Consider the following 12,281-nt stretch of genomic DNA (forward strand, 5'->3'; position numbering starts at 1 on the left):
GATCCATTGATCATTTTGAAATCGGACACTTGAGGTTTTTCTATGAACAAAAACAGAGGGTTAACGCCTCTGGCGGCAGTTCTGATGCTTTCAGGCAGCTTAATGCTTACAGGATGTAACGATAAAGAAACCCAACAGCAAGGCGCCCAACCACCGGCTCCCGAAGTGGGTGTAGTGACGTTGAAGGCCGAGCCTCTCAATATGACTACCGATCTTCCTGGCCGTACAGCTGCGTATCGTATCGCCGAAGTTCGCCCTCAGGTCAGCGGTATTATCCTGAAACGCAACTTTGTTGAAGGCAGTGATATCAAGGCAGGGTCTTCCCTGTATCAGATCGATCCTGCTACCTATCAGGCAAGCTATGACAGCGCCAAAGGCGACCTGGCCAAATCCCAGGCAAGTGCCTCGATCGCGCGCGTCACGGTAAACCGCTACAAACCATTGCTGGGTACCAGTTACATCAGTAAACAGGATTACGATACTGCTGTCTCCACGCTGCAACAGGCAGAGGCCGCAGTAGTGGCCTCTAAAGCCGCAGTGGAAACCGCGCGTATCAACCTGGCTTACACCAAAGTGACTTCACCGATCTCCGGTCGCATCGGCAAATCTGCCGTGACTGAAGGTGCGCTGGTTACCAACGGCCAGACCACTGCCCTGTCCACCGTGCAGCAACTGGATCCGATGTACGTCGACGTGACTCAGTCAAGCAACGATTTCCTGCGCCTGAAACAAGAACTGGCCAGCGGTGCGCTGAAACAGGAAAACGGCAAGGCCAAGGTGACATTGCTGCTGGAAAACGGTTCGCAATACGCTCAGGAAGGTACGCTGGAGTTCTCTGACGTCACCGTTGATGAAACCACCGGTTCCATCACCATTCGTGCCGTGTTCCCGAACCCGAACGATACGCTGCTGCCGGGCATGTTCGTTCGCGCCCGTCTGGACGAAGGCGTGCGTAGCGATGCATTGCTGGTGCCGCAACAGGGTGTGACACGTAACCCGCGTGGCGAAGCTACCGCGTTGGTGGTGGGTGCTGACGACAAGGTCGAATTGCGCACGCTGAAAGCGGATCTGGCTATTGGCGACAAATGGCTGGTAACCGACGGCTTGAAAGCCGGCGATCGCGTGATTGTCACCGGCCTGATGAAAGCCCACCCAGGCGCTCAGGTAAAAGTGCAGGAAGTTGACACTCAGGCGCAAAAGCAGCCGCAGTCTGATGCGCAGAAGTCATAAAAAGGAGCCGGTAAGACATGGCTAAGTTCTTTATAGATCGCCCTATTTTCGCCTGGGTAATCGCCATCATCGTCATGTTGGCGGGTGTGTTGTCAATAATGAAACTGCCGATTGCGCAGTATCCAACTATTGCACCACCGGCGGTAAGTATTTCCGCAAACTATCCGGGCGCAGATGCTAAAACGGTGCAGGATACCGTCACGCAGATTATCGAACAGAACATGAACGGTATCGATAATCTGATGTACATGTCCTCCACCAGTGACTCCTCTGGTAGCGTCACCATTACATTGACGTTTGATTCCGGCACCGATCCTGACATCGCTCAGGTTCAGGTTCAGAATAAACTGTCATTGGCTACGCCTTTACTGCCGCAAGAAGTGCAGCAGCAAGGGTTGAGCGTTGAAAAATCCAGTAGCAGCTTCCTGATGGTGGCCGGCTTCATTTCCGATGATCCGAGCATGACTCAGGACGATATCGCGGACTATGTGGCCTCTAACATCAAGGACCCAATTAGTCGTTCATCCGGCGTGGGTGAGGTGCAACTGTTTGGTGCCCAGTATGCGATGCGTGTCTGGTTGGATCCTAACAAGCTGAATAACTTCCAGCTGACCACTACCGATGTGACGTCCGCCATCTCCGAGCAGAACAACCAGATCGCCGCCGGGCAACTGGGTGGGATGCCACCGGTACCGGGCCAACAGCTTAACGCCTCGATCATCGCGCAGACCCGTCTGACCTCGCCTGAAGAGTTCGGTAAAATTCTGCTGAAGGTCAATGCCGACGGTTCTCAGGTTCGCCTGAGCGATGTGGCGCACATTGAGCGCGGTGCGGAAACCTATGCGGTAACCGCACGTTATAACGGTAAACCGGCGGCAGGCCTGGGTATCAAACTGGCTACCGGTGCCAACGCCCTGAACACCGCACAAGGTGTGAAAGACGCGCTGACCAAGATGCAGCCTTTCTTCCCGCAAGGGATGAAAGTGGTTTATCCGTACGACACTACTCCGTTCGTTAAAATTTCGATTAACGAAGTGGTGAAAACGCTGATCGAAGCCATCATCCTGGTATTCCTGGTGATGTATTTGTTCCTGCAGAACTTCCGCGCAACGTTGATCCCAACCATTGCGGTGCCGGTAGTGTTACTGGGGACCTTTGCCATTCTGGCGGCCTTCGGCTTCTCGATAAACACCCTGACGATGTTCGGCATGGTGTTGGCGATAGGCTTGTTGGTGGATGATGCCATCGTGGTGGTAGAGAACGTCGAGCGTGTCATGTCCGAAGAGGGACTGCCGCCGAAAGAAGCCACCAAGAAATCGATGGAACAGATCCAGGGTGCGCTGGTCGGTATTGCCATGGTGCTGTCGGCGGTATTCGTCCCTATGGCGTTCTTCGGCGGCTCGACCGGGGCCATCTATCGTCAGTTCTCCATCACCATCGTTTCTGCGATGGCGCTGTCGGTACTGGTTGCATTGATTCTGACGCCGGCGCTGTGCGCCACCTTATTGAAACCCGTAGCGAAAGGCGACCACGGGGTTAAAACCGGCTTCTTCGGTTGGTTTAACCGCATGTTCGAAAAGAGCACCCATCACTACACCGACAGCGTAGCCAACATCCTGCGCAGCACCGGTCGTTATCTGGTGATCTACCTGCTGATCGTTGTCGGCATGGCGCTGCTGTTCCTGCGCTTGCCTTCCTCGTTCCTGCCGGACGAAGACCAGGGCATTTTGCTGACCATGGTGCAGTTGCCTGCGGGTGCTACCGAAGCTCGTACCTCTAAGGTTCTGGAAGAAGTCACCGACTACTTCATGACCAAAGAAAAAGACAACGTGGTTTCGGTGTTTACCGTTGCGGGCTTCGGCTTTAACGGTAATGGTCAGAACAACGGTCTGTCATTCGTCAGCCTGAAAGACTGGTCTGAACGTAAAGGTGAAGAGAATAAGGTCCCGGCGATTGCAGGCCGCGCAATGGGTGCGTTCTCGCAAATCAAAGATGGCCTGGTATTCCCGTTCAACCTGCCGGCGATTATCGAACTGGGTACCGCGACCGGTTTTGACTTCCAGCTGATTGACCAGGGTGGCCTGGGGCATGAAAAACTGACCGAAGCACGTAACCAACTGCTGGGCATGGCTGCCAAGCATCCGGACATGCTGGTGGGCATGCGCCCTAACGGTCTGGAAGATACGCCGCAGTTCAAGCTGATTATCGACCAGGAAAAAGCCAAGGCGCTGGGTGTTAGCATCACCACCATTAACAGCACGCTGAGCACCGCGTTGGGTGGCTCTTACGTTAACGACTTCATCGACCGTGGTCGTGTGAAGAAAGTGTACGTGCAGGCTGATGCGCCGTTCCGTATGTTGCCGGAAGATATCAATAAATGGTTTGTCCGCGGCACCAGCGGCCAGATGGTACCGTTCTCCGCCTTCTCCTCGGCGAAATGGGAATACGGTTCACCACGTCTGGAACGTTATAACGGTCTGCCTTCCATGGAAATTCTGGGCCAGGCAACGCCGGGCAAGAGTACCGGTGAAGCCATGAACCTGATGGAAGAACTGGCCTCCAAGCTGCCGAGCGGCATTGGTTACGACTGGACCGGTATGTCCTATCAGGAACGTCTGTCCGGTAACCAGGCTCCAGCACTGTATGCCATCTCGATTCTGGTGGTGTTCCTGTGTCTGGCAGCATTGTACGAGAGCTGGTCAATTCCGTTCTCGGTCATGCTGGTTCTGCCATTGGGGGTTATCGGTGCGTTATTGGCTGCCACCATGCGCGGCCTTAACAACGACGTTTACTTCCAGGTGGGGCTGTTGACCACCATCGGCCTGTCGGCGAAGAACGCCATATTGATTGTGGAATTCGCCAAGGACCTGATGGATAAAGAAGGCAAGGGTCTGATCGAAGCCACGTTGGAAGCGGTGCGTATGCGTCTGCGTCCAATTCTGATGACTTCTCTGGCATTCATCCTCGGGGTTCTGCCGCTGGTTATCAGCAGCGGTGCAGGCTCCGGCGCACAGAACGCGGTAGGTACCGGCGTTATGGGCGGGATGATTACCGCGACCGTATTGGCCATCTTCTTTGTTCCGGTCTTCTTTGTGGTGGTTCGCCGCCGCTTCAGTAAGAAGTCTGACGATGTAGAACACAGCCATCCGGTTGATCATCACTGATAACTCAGTGACTGCTTCTCCCTGAATAAAAAGGCCGCTTATGCGGCCTTTAACTTATCGACAAACACCCGAAAAACGTGGTTTTCGGATGTTTGGGCTAAACCAGAGACAGCATCCTTTGGTTCTGGTAGCTATCAAGTCGTTGCTTTAACCCCAAGTAACTTCGTCAGTAATCTTAGGCCGCTTATGCGGCCTTTTTCTTTGGCTTCAGCGGCTTAATACAAACCACTCTCATTAATTCCTCTGCAGATGCATTTTGTACTTGATCCGCCCTGCCGTGCGGCGCATAATTATTGTTATAGTATAACATTACATTGGAGTGCATCATGAAAGCAGGCATCCATCCTGACTACCGTACCGTGGTGTTCCACGATCTGAGTGCCGATACCTACTTTAAAGTGGGATCGACCATTAAGACCGATCGCACCATTGAGCTTGAAGGTGAGAACTGGCCGTATGTCACGCTCGACATCTCTTCCGCTTCGCATCCGTATTACACCGGCAAGCAGAAAGAGTTCTCTAAAGAAGGCAGCACGGCACGCTTCCAGCAGCGTTTTGGTCGCTTCTTTACTGGCAATAAGTAACAGGGGATCTACATGCAGGTTTTGAGTTCATTGCGTTCGGCGAAGAAACGCCATCCGGATTGCAAGGTTGTGCGCCGTAAAGGCCGCATCTATGTGATCTGTAAAACTAACCCACGCTTCAAAGCGGTACAGGGACGTAAGAAAAAGCGTTAAGTAAAGAGAAGTGCCATCTGTCTGTCGCAAAGCCCCGTTGCTGCTCAACGGGGCTTTTTTTATGGAGAAAGCTGAAACACCAAAAATGCCCTGCCTGACAGACAGGGCGAATCCGTTATTTCATACTGCCGAGTAGAGTATCGACATTGTGCTTAAATGCCTGCACGTAAGTGGCTGCTGGACCATTAGCTTTGGATAAGGCTTCCGGATACAGTTCCCCCCCTGCCTTGGCACCGGTGGCGGCGGCAATTTGCTTCACCAGGCGCGGATCGGTTTGGTTCTCAATAAAGTAGGCATTAACCTTTTCCTGCTTGATCTGTTTGATCAGCCCGGCCACGTCGCTGGCACTCGCCTCGGCCTCGGTAGAGAAGCCGACCGGGGCAAGGAAGGTGACGCCATATTCTTGACCAAAGTAGCCAAAAGCATCGTGACTGGTCAGCACCTTGCGTTTTTGTTGCGGCACTGCGGCAAACTGCGTTTTGGCCCACAGATCCAACTTCTGCAGCTGCTGGATATATTCCGCGCCGCGCTGACGGAAATAGTTGGCATCCTCAGGGTCGGCGGCAATCAGCGCGTTCATCACGTTGGTGGCGTACTGCACGCCATTCTTCATGCTGTTCCAGGCATGAGGATCGGTGACCTCTTTGCCGTCTTCGTTCATCTGACGCGAGTTAACCCCTTGCGAAGCGGTAATAACCGGCCCTTTGTAACCCGACGCACTGACCAGGCGATCGATCCATCCTTCCAGCCCCAGGCCGCTAACGAACACCACATCAGCCTGCGACAGCAACTTACTGTCTTTCGGTGAAGGCTCGAAGCTGTGCGGGTCACCGTCCGGCCCTACCAGCGTAGAGACATTGACATGTTCTCCCCCCACCTGCTTGACGATATCACCGAGGATGGAAAAACTGGCGACGGCATCCACGGTCTTGGCCATGGCCAATGGGCTGGACAGCAGAGCAGCGACTGCCAGCGATATAGGTAAACGTTTCATACTTTCTCCTTGCATATAACACTTCTTAACGGCGCGCCAGGGAATAAATCCCCCCACGCGTCCCAAACAAAATTGATACAAAGAAGATCACGCTGGCGCTGAGCACAATTGCCGGGCCAGCGGGCAACGAGGCGTAGTACGACCACTCCAGCCCGATAAGGCTTGAAAGCATGCCGATACCCATAGCCACCGCCAGCGTTTGCGGCAGATTACGCGCCCAAAAGCGCGCGCTGGCGGCGGGAAGCATCATCAGCCCGACCGACATCAATGTGCCGAGGATCTGGAAACCAGCGACCAGATTGATCACCACCAACGCCAGAAACAACCCATGTATTACCGCCAGCCAGCGCGGTGCGCTGACGCGTAAAAAGGTGGCATCGAAAGATTCAATCACCAGGGCACGGTACAGTGCGGCCAACGCCAGGAGGGAAAAGCTGGTTATCGCCCCCACCATCACAATAGCGTGTGTATCCACCGCCAGAATCGAGCCGAACAGCACATGCAGCAAATCAACGCTGGAACCGCGCAGCGAAACCAGGGTCACCCCCAGCGCCAGCGATCCCAGATAAAAACCGGCGAAACTGGCGTCTTCTTTCAGCGGCGTTCGACGGCTGACCAGCCCGGATAACATCGCTACCGCCAGCCCGGCGATAAAACCGCCGACGCCCATTGCCACCATCGACATGCCGGAGATCAAATAGCCTATCGCGGCACCAGGCAGCACCGCATGGGACAGCGCATCACCCACCAGACTCATGCGGCGTAACAACAGAAAAACCCCCAGCGGCGCAGCACTGAGCGACAGTGCAAAACAGGCAACCAGCGCACGGCGCATGAAACCGAAAGAGGCAAAGGGATCGATGAGGGGCTCAAGCAGCATCATTGCGCCACCACCCTACGGCACAGCGGCGGGTTGGCAATATTCAACGCGGGAATGTGGTCCAGCACCCGATCGGCGGCTCCCCAGTGGCAGCACTGCGGCGTCAATAACAATGCCTGCGGAAAATGCCTCTCTACCATCGACATGTCATGGAGCACAGCAATCACCGTCTTCCCCTGTTTATGCAACTGAGCGATCACTTGCAACAATAACTGGGTGGTCGCGCTGTCGATGCCGGTAAAGGGTTCATCCAATAAAATCAGCGGTGCCTGCTGGACCAGCAGGCGGGCAAACAGCACCCGCTGCAGCTGGCCGCCGGAAAGCTCACCGACCGGACTGTGGGCCATTGAGGTCATACCGACGGCAGCCAGCGCCTCGGCAATCTGCTGCGTTGTGCGCTTGCTCAGTCCACCGAACATCCCCATCTGCAGCCAACTGCCCATGGCCACCAGATCGCTCACCACGATCGGGAACTGGCGATCCAACTCGGCCTGCTGCGGTAAATAAGCTATTCGGGGCGGTTTATTACCGCTGAAAGACAGCTTGCCACTTTGCAGCGGTAAAAGTCCGGCCAAAGCTTTCAACAACGTGGACTTGCCCGCACCATTCACGCCGACCACCGCAGTCAGAGAACCCGCGGCAAAGTGACCGTTGAGTGGGGGAAAAAGGGACTCCCCGCCGTAGCCCACGATGGCCTGCTGCAGAGTGATCATGGCAGTGCTACCGCCCAGCGAATACCCAGCCAGAGTAGGACCAGTAGCATCACGGCGATACCGCAGCGCAACCCTGCAGAGGCGGTGAACAATGAGTTTAATGACGGTACAGCGTCATCTTGAGGTGTCGGTGTCAGTTTCATGGCCAAGCGAAAGGAAATTTAAGTGTTACAATATAACATCACAAACCCTTCAATGACTCAAGACTCTGCCCCAACGATTAATGCAACTGAACGTAACAATGCACGTCATGCTTCACTGACTATTCCCCGGCTTCAGAACGCTGGCACTACCCCGTTGGAGATAGACTGAGAAATATCAGGGTTATTAATCAGTAAACAACGTTGAGATAGGGTAAAAAAGCCGGTAACAAACGAAAAGTTTACCGACGAATTGATAAAAAAGGAGTAAGATTAATAGATAGGATCGCGATACGGTCAGACATTAAATGCAAGTAACTCTTCGCTGCGACACAATGACGGAAGCACTTTCTGTTAAAAAACTAAAGAAAGTGATTAACGAAAAAATATCAGAGTTGGCACCGGCATTGACCAGTGGCCTGAGTTTTTATTCTGAAAGCGCGCGTTATGCTGAAGGTTCATTAGAAATACTTGATATTCAAGAAATGAACAACGGCCATTATTCAATGAGTTACCGCTATAAATGGACAATTTTCAATGCCTGCCTGGATATCAGCGCCGAGGAATACATCAGCGATAGTGTCACATTTAGCCTGGGCGAAGCGGGGCTCATCTTTGACATCATTGATAACTCCCGTCCATCTACCGCAGATGAATTGTAAGTTTACGTAATAACAGCAGGCCAGATGCGGAGAAATGATTTATATTCATTATACAGAAAGTTTATTTTATCATCATCATTAAGCTACCTCTGGCCATGATGTAAATCAGCTTACTCACAGAGTGTTATCAACACCGAAATTAAGACTTACGGAGGGGATGATATGGATGAGTATTCGCCTAAAAGGCACGATATTGCTCAGCTGAAATTCTTGTGTGAAAACCTGTATGATGAAGGTATTGCCACGCTGGGCGACAGCCACCACGGCTGGGTGAACGATCCGACGTCTTCCGTCAACCTCCAGCTTAATGAGTTGATAGAACATATTGCTTCGTTTGTAATGAGTTATAAAATTAAATACATGGACGAAAGTGATTTATCGGAACTGGTCGAAGAGTATCTCGATGATACCTACACGCTGTTCAGCAGTTACGGTATCAATGATTCCGATCTGCGTCGCTGGCAAAAGACCAAGGCGCGATTATTCAGAATGTTCTCAGGAGAGGACATCTGTACGACAATGAAAACTTAGGGGATAATTATCCCCAATTTATTCCATTCTACGGTTTATAACACCAAAGGCTATCATGACTAAAATTGATTATCTGATGCGTTTACGTAAATGCACCACAATTGAGACACTGGAACGCGTTATTGAAAAAAACAAGTACGAGCTTTCAGATGATGAGCTGGAGCTGTTTTACTCTGCAGCCGACCACCGCCTTGCCGAGCTCACCATGAATAAGCTGTACGATAAAATCCCAACGGCCGTTTGGAAATTCGTAAGATAATTCCGACTAAAACTGCGTTGAGCCGATACAATCGTCGGCCTCAATGTTTATCCTCCCCAGTATTTATCTCATTGACGTACTACACTTTCATTCGCTGCTGAAAATCCTGTAATAGCAATTGGAAACAGTCTTCAATTAACGCCGGATGGTTCCGATGCGCGCTGCGCATTAACGCCACGGTGCGGCTAAGCATGGGTTGCTGCAGTTGAACCACGGTTAATTCATCATCATTCAAATGGGTAGTATAAAGTTGCGGTAAAATAGCCACCGCTAATTTCGAACGCACCAAACCATATAACGTCTCCAGAAAATCAACCTGGTAGCGTGCGGTTAAATTCAGACGATGACTTTCCGCCAACGCCAATACCAACCGACTGATATTCCCCTTGGAAAAAACCGCGATATCTCTTCGGGTTAATTGTCGCCATGGCAGATGGTGAGATTCAGCCATCGGATCGTCACGGCGCATCACTACCACGAACGGGTCCTCTTGCAGCGGATATATCTCCAGTGACCCCGGTACCGAACTGTCGAGCGCACCAATGCCAAAATCAATCAGGCCGTTCTCTAATTGTAATAACAACGAGTCATTGGTTTGATCGTGAAATTCTATGCGCAGGCGCGGGAAATTCGCCGCCAGCAATTGCGGCACGGCTGGAAATAACAGCCCGCTGACCGAAGGCACCAGCCCGATACGCAAAGTACCGTCTCCGCCCGCCAGCATAATACGTTGCATATCGTCAAAAGCCGCCTGTGCCACATTCAGCAGTCGTTCAGCATGCGGCAAGATAGCGGCGCCTTGCTCCGTCAGCGTCACCGCAGAGGCGGTACGGTTCACCAGTTTGCCGCCCAGCACTGACTCGATCTGCCGCAATGCGCTACTCAACGCGGGTTGACTGATCGCCAGACGGTTCGCGGTGTCGGTAAAATGCCGAAGCTGCGCCAGAGTGACGAAATATTGGATCTGCTTAAGAGAAAGCGCCGGCAATCGGCGCCAGGGTTCAGACATATCAGCTTTCCGTCCGCTAAAAAGTAAACGTTTGCGACAGCATAAACGTTTCTTATCAGGCGATAAATTAAATCATCTGTGCAAAGCCTGCCGGGGCCCCTAGAGTAACAACCCTGTCATCATGCCGGGTAATTACCATGACCACTCATTGCATCAGCACGGACGAACGCCAGCGTGCGGTGAAGGCCGCATTGGGCCAACTTCCTTTTGATTTGCTGCTGACTAACGCCGCGTTGATTGACATGGCAACCGGTGAAGTCCGGAGCGCCGATGTCGGCATCGTTGGCGCACTGATCGCCAGCGTTCATCCCTGTGGTGCACTAAACGAAGCCCTGCAGACGCAGGACCTGGCCGGTGCCTATCTGAGCCCCGGACTGATCGACACCCACGTACATGTTGAAAGTTCACACCTGCCACCGGAACGCTACGCCGAGATCGTCGTCGCTCAAGGCACCACCACCATTTTCTGGGATCCGCACGAACTGGCCAATGTACTCGGCGTAGCCGGCGTGCGCTATGCGGTAGACGCCAGCCGTGGCTTGCCACTCAGAGTGATCTGTGCCGCGCCCTCAAGCGTCCCCTCCACGCCAGGACTGGAAATGTCCGGTGCCGATTTTGCCGGTCAGGAAATGGAAACCATGCTGGCCTGGCCGGAAGTCGGCGGCGTTGCCGAAGTGATGGACATGCACGGCGTGTTGAACGGCAGCGAACGCATGTTGGAGATCCTCAATGCCGGGCTGAACAGCGGCAAGTTGATCGAAGGCCACGCACGCGGTTTGAGCGGTGCCGATCTGCAGGCTTATCTGGCGGCGGGAGTCACCTCTGACCATGAGCTGACCTCCGGAGCCGATGCGCTGGAGAAATTACGCGCCGGTCTGACGCTGGAGATCAGAGGCTCCCACCCTTACCTGCTGCCGGAAATCGTCGCAGCACTGAAAACGTTGCCGCACCTGTCATCACAAATCACCGTCTGCACCGACGATGTCCCCCCAGACATGCTGCTGGAAAAAGGCGGGATTGTGGCGTTACTCAATATGCTGATCGAACAGGGGTTACCGGCGACTGACGTGCTGCGTATGGCCACGCTCAATGCCGCCATCCGCTTGCAACGCAACGATCTTGGGCTGATTGCCGCAGGCCGCATCGCCGATCTGGTGGTGTTTGATTCGCTGACTCAACTTAATGCGCAGCAGGTCTACGTCGCCGGGAAACTGGTAGCACAACAAGGCAAAATGCTGGCACCGCTCAGCGCTAACCCGAACGTGATGGCACCGCGCGATACCCTGCAGTTGCAACCCCTGGTCGCCGGGGATTTCGTATTGAAGGTGCCGGCTATCCGCCACGGCAAAGCCATTCTGCGCCACATTAAGGGCGCACGCTTTACCCAGTGGAACGAGACTACGGTCGAGGTGCGTAATGGCGAAGTGCAGATCCCGCCAGGCTTCAGCCTGATCTGGGTGCAACACCGTCATGGCCGTCACCAGGCCACACCACAACTGGCGCTGCTGGAAGGTTGGGGTGAACTCCGTGGCGCTATTGCTACCAGCTACTCACATGACTCGCACAACCTGGTGGTGTTAGGCCGGGATGCCGCCGACATGGCGCTGGCCGCCAACGCCCTGATTGCCAGTGGCGGAGGTATGGCTTTAAGCCAAAACGGGGCCATTCTGGCGCAGGTGGCAATGCCAATAGCCGGTATGCTTTCCGACCTGCCCGCCGCCGAACTGGCACGACAGTTTAAAAACCTGCGCGATCTGAGCGCACGAATCGCCGACTGGGAACCGCCCTACCGGGTTTTCAAGGCCATTGAAGGCACCTGTCTGGCGTGTAACGCCGGGCCGCACCTGACCGATCTCGGCCTGACCGACGGCACAACGCGCCAGATTGTCGATCCGCTGATCGCCTGCTGGGAAACCCCGGTATAAAAATAATCATAATAATGAGATAGCGACGGAGATAATT

The 12,281-nt window shown here is 53.6% G+C and carries 12 protein-coding genes; 8 read left to right on the top strand and 4 right to left on the bottom strand.

The window, feature by feature from the left end; all coding sequences use genetic code 11:
- The first annotated feature begins 42 nt into the window (after window positions 1-42).
- From sdeX to ykgO, 4 genes are all read left to right on the top strand, one after another.
- Entirely contained in the window at window positions 43-1,230 is a 1,188-nt protein-coding gene (gene sdeX, locus F8R23_RS12260; RefSeq protein ID WP_129935931.1) for a multidrug efflux RND transporter periplasmic adaptor subunit SdeX, read from the top strand.
- A 17-nt stretch (window positions 1,231-1,247) separates the two neighbouring features.
- Window positions 1,248-4,394, top strand: a complete 3,147-nt coding sequence (gene sdeY / locus F8R23_RS12265) for a multidrug efflux RND transporter permease subunit SdeY (RefSeq protein WP_129935932.1) — start codon at window positions 1,248-1,250, stop codon at window positions 4,392-4,394.
- Window positions 4,395-4,720: 326 nt separating this feature from the next.
- Window positions 4,721-4,978: a type B 50S ribosomal protein L31 gene (locus F8R23_RS12270; RefSeq protein WP_112347675.1), complete on the top strand. Its 258-nt coding sequence runs from the start codon at window positions 4,721-4,723 to the stop codon at window positions 4,976-4,978.
- 12 nt (window positions 4,979-4,990) lie between these two features.
- Window positions 4,991-5,131, top strand: a complete 141-nt coding sequence (ykgO, locus tag F8R23_RS12275; RefSeq protein ID WP_112347676.1) for a type B 50S ribosomal protein L36 — start codon at window positions 4,991-4,993, stop codon at window positions 5,129-5,131.
- Between the two features lie 115 nt (window positions 5,132-5,246).
- Here ykgO and F8R23_RS12280 read toward each other — a convergent pair whose 3' ends face one another.
- The 3 genes from F8R23_RS12280 to F8R23_RS12290 are packed head-to-tail and all read right to left on the bottom strand — an operon-like array spanning window position 5,247 to window position 7,718.
- Window positions 5,247-6,125 (bottom strand): metal ABC transporter substrate-binding protein, encoded by an 879-nt coding sequence (locus F8R23_RS12280; RefSeq protein ID WP_151415669.1) that lies wholly within the window; start codon window positions 6,123-6,125, stop codon window positions 5,247-5,249.
- A 25-nt stretch (window positions 6,126-6,150) separates the two neighbouring features.
- The gene (locus tag F8R23_RS12285; protein WP_129938614.1) at window positions 6,151-7,008 is read right to left on the bottom strand and encodes a metal ABC transporter permease; all 858 of its coding nucleotides are present in this window, start codon (window positions 7,006-7,008) and stop codon (window positions 6,151-6,153) included.
- Window positions 7,005-7,718: a metal ABC transporter ATP-binding protein gene (locus tag F8R23_RS12290; protein WP_129935935.1), complete on the bottom strand. Its 714-nt coding sequence runs from the start codon at window positions 7,716-7,718 to the stop codon at window positions 7,005-7,007. The genes F8R23_RS12285 and F8R23_RS12290 overlap by 4 nt, the downstream gene beginning before the upstream one ends.
- 448 nt (window positions 7,719-8,166) lie before the next feature.
- On the opposite strand from F8R23_RS12290, the gene F8R23_RS12295 reads away from it, so the two are divergent.
- The 3 genes from F8R23_RS12295 to F8R23_RS12305 all read left to right on the top strand — a co-directional run bounded on the left by F8R23_RS12295 (window position 8,167) and on the right by F8R23_RS12305 (window position 9,310).
- The gene (locus F8R23_RS12295; protein ID WP_232810690.1) at window positions 8,167-8,520 is read left to right on the top strand and encodes a hypothetical protein; all 354 of its coding nucleotides are present in this window, start codon (window positions 8,167-8,169) and stop codon (window positions 8,518-8,520) included.
- A 162-nt stretch (window positions 8,521-8,682) separates the two neighbouring features.
- Window positions 8,683-9,051, top strand: a complete 369-nt coding sequence (tomB, locus tag F8R23_RS12300; RefSeq protein WP_004940312.1) for an Hha toxicity modulator TomB — start codon at window positions 8,683-8,685, stop codon at window positions 9,049-9,051.
- A 55-nt stretch (window positions 9,052-9,106) separates the two neighbouring features.
- Window positions 9,107-9,310 carry an HHA domain-containing protein gene (locus tag F8R23_RS12305; RefSeq protein ID WP_012005558.1) on the top strand — a complete coding sequence of 68 codons (204 nt, stop codon included), beginning with the start codon at window positions 9,107-9,109 and terminating at the stop codon, window positions 9,308-9,310.
- Window positions 9,311-9,389: 79 nt separating this feature from the next.
- On the opposite strand, the gene F8R23_RS12310 is transcribed toward F8R23_RS12305, so the two are convergent.
- Window positions 9,390-10,319, bottom strand: a complete 930-nt coding sequence (locus F8R23_RS12310; protein WP_151415670.1) for a LysR family transcriptional regulator — start codon at window positions 10,317-10,319, stop codon at window positions 9,390-9,392.
- Between the two features lie 137 nt (window positions 10,320-10,456).
- Between F8R23_RS12310 and F8R23_RS12315 the strand changes: the two genes are divergently transcribed.
- The gene (locus tag F8R23_RS12315) at window positions 10,457-12,244 is read left to right on the top strand and encodes an adenine deaminase (RefSeq protein WP_151415671.1); all 1,788 of its coding nucleotides are present in this window, start codon (window positions 10,457-10,459) and stop codon (window positions 12,242-12,244) included.
- The last annotated feature ends 37 nt before the right edge of the window (window positions 12,245-12,281 follow it).

The sequence above is a fragment of the Serratia proteamaculans genome (genome assembly GCF_008830365.1).
Lineage (GTDB): Bacteria > Pseudomonadota > Gammaproteobacteria > Enterobacterales > Enterobacteriaceae > Serratia > Serratia proteamaculans.

Excerpts from the sequence above, each read along its gene's own strand:
- sdeX (WP_129935931.1), top strand. The coding sequence starts at position 43 with ATGAACAAAAACAGAGGGTTAACGCCTCTGGCGGCAGTTCTGATGCTT.
- sdeY (WP_129935932.1), top strand. The coding sequence starts at position 1,248 with ATGGCTAAGTTCTTTATAGATCGCCCTATTTTCGCCTGGGTAATCGCC.
- F8R23_RS12270 (WP_112347675.1), top strand. The coding sequence starts at position 4,721 with ATGAAAGCAGGCATCCATCCTGACTACCGTACCGTGGTGTTCCACGAT.
- ykgO (WP_112347676.1), top strand. The coding sequence starts at position 4,991 with ATGCAGGTTTTGAGTTCATTGCGTTCGGCGAAGAAACGCCATCCGGAT.
- F8R23_RS12280 (WP_151415669.1), bottom strand. The coding sequence starts at position 6,125 with ATGAAACGTTTACCTATATCGCTGGCAGTCGCTGCTCTGCTGTCCAGC.
- F8R23_RS12285 (WP_129938614.1), bottom strand. The coding sequence starts at position 7,008 with ATGATGCTGCTTGAGCCCCTCATCGATCCCTTTGCCTCTTTCGGTTTC.
- F8R23_RS12290 (WP_129935935.1), bottom strand. The coding sequence starts at position 7,718 with ATGATCACTCTGCAGCAGGCCATCGTGGGCTACGGCGGGGAGTCCCTT.
- F8R23_RS12295 (WP_232810690.1), top strand. The coding sequence starts at position 8,167 with ATGCAAGTAACTCTTCGCTGCGACACAATGACGGAAGCACTTTCTGTT.
- tomB (WP_004940312.1), top strand. The coding sequence starts at position 8,683 with ATGGATGAGTATTCGCCTAAAAGGCACGATATTGCTCAGCTGAAATTC.
- F8R23_RS12305 (WP_012005558.1), top strand. The coding sequence starts at position 9,107 with ATGACTAAAATTGATTATCTGATGCGTTTACGTAAATGCACCACAATT.
- F8R23_RS12310 (WP_151415670.1), bottom strand. The coding sequence starts at position 10,319 with ATGTCTGAACCCTGGCGCCGATTGCCGGCGCTTTCTCTTAAGCAGATC.
- F8R23_RS12315 (WP_151415671.1), top strand. The coding sequence starts at position 10,457 with ATGACCACTCATTGCATCAGCACGGACGAACGCCAGCGTGCGGTGAAG.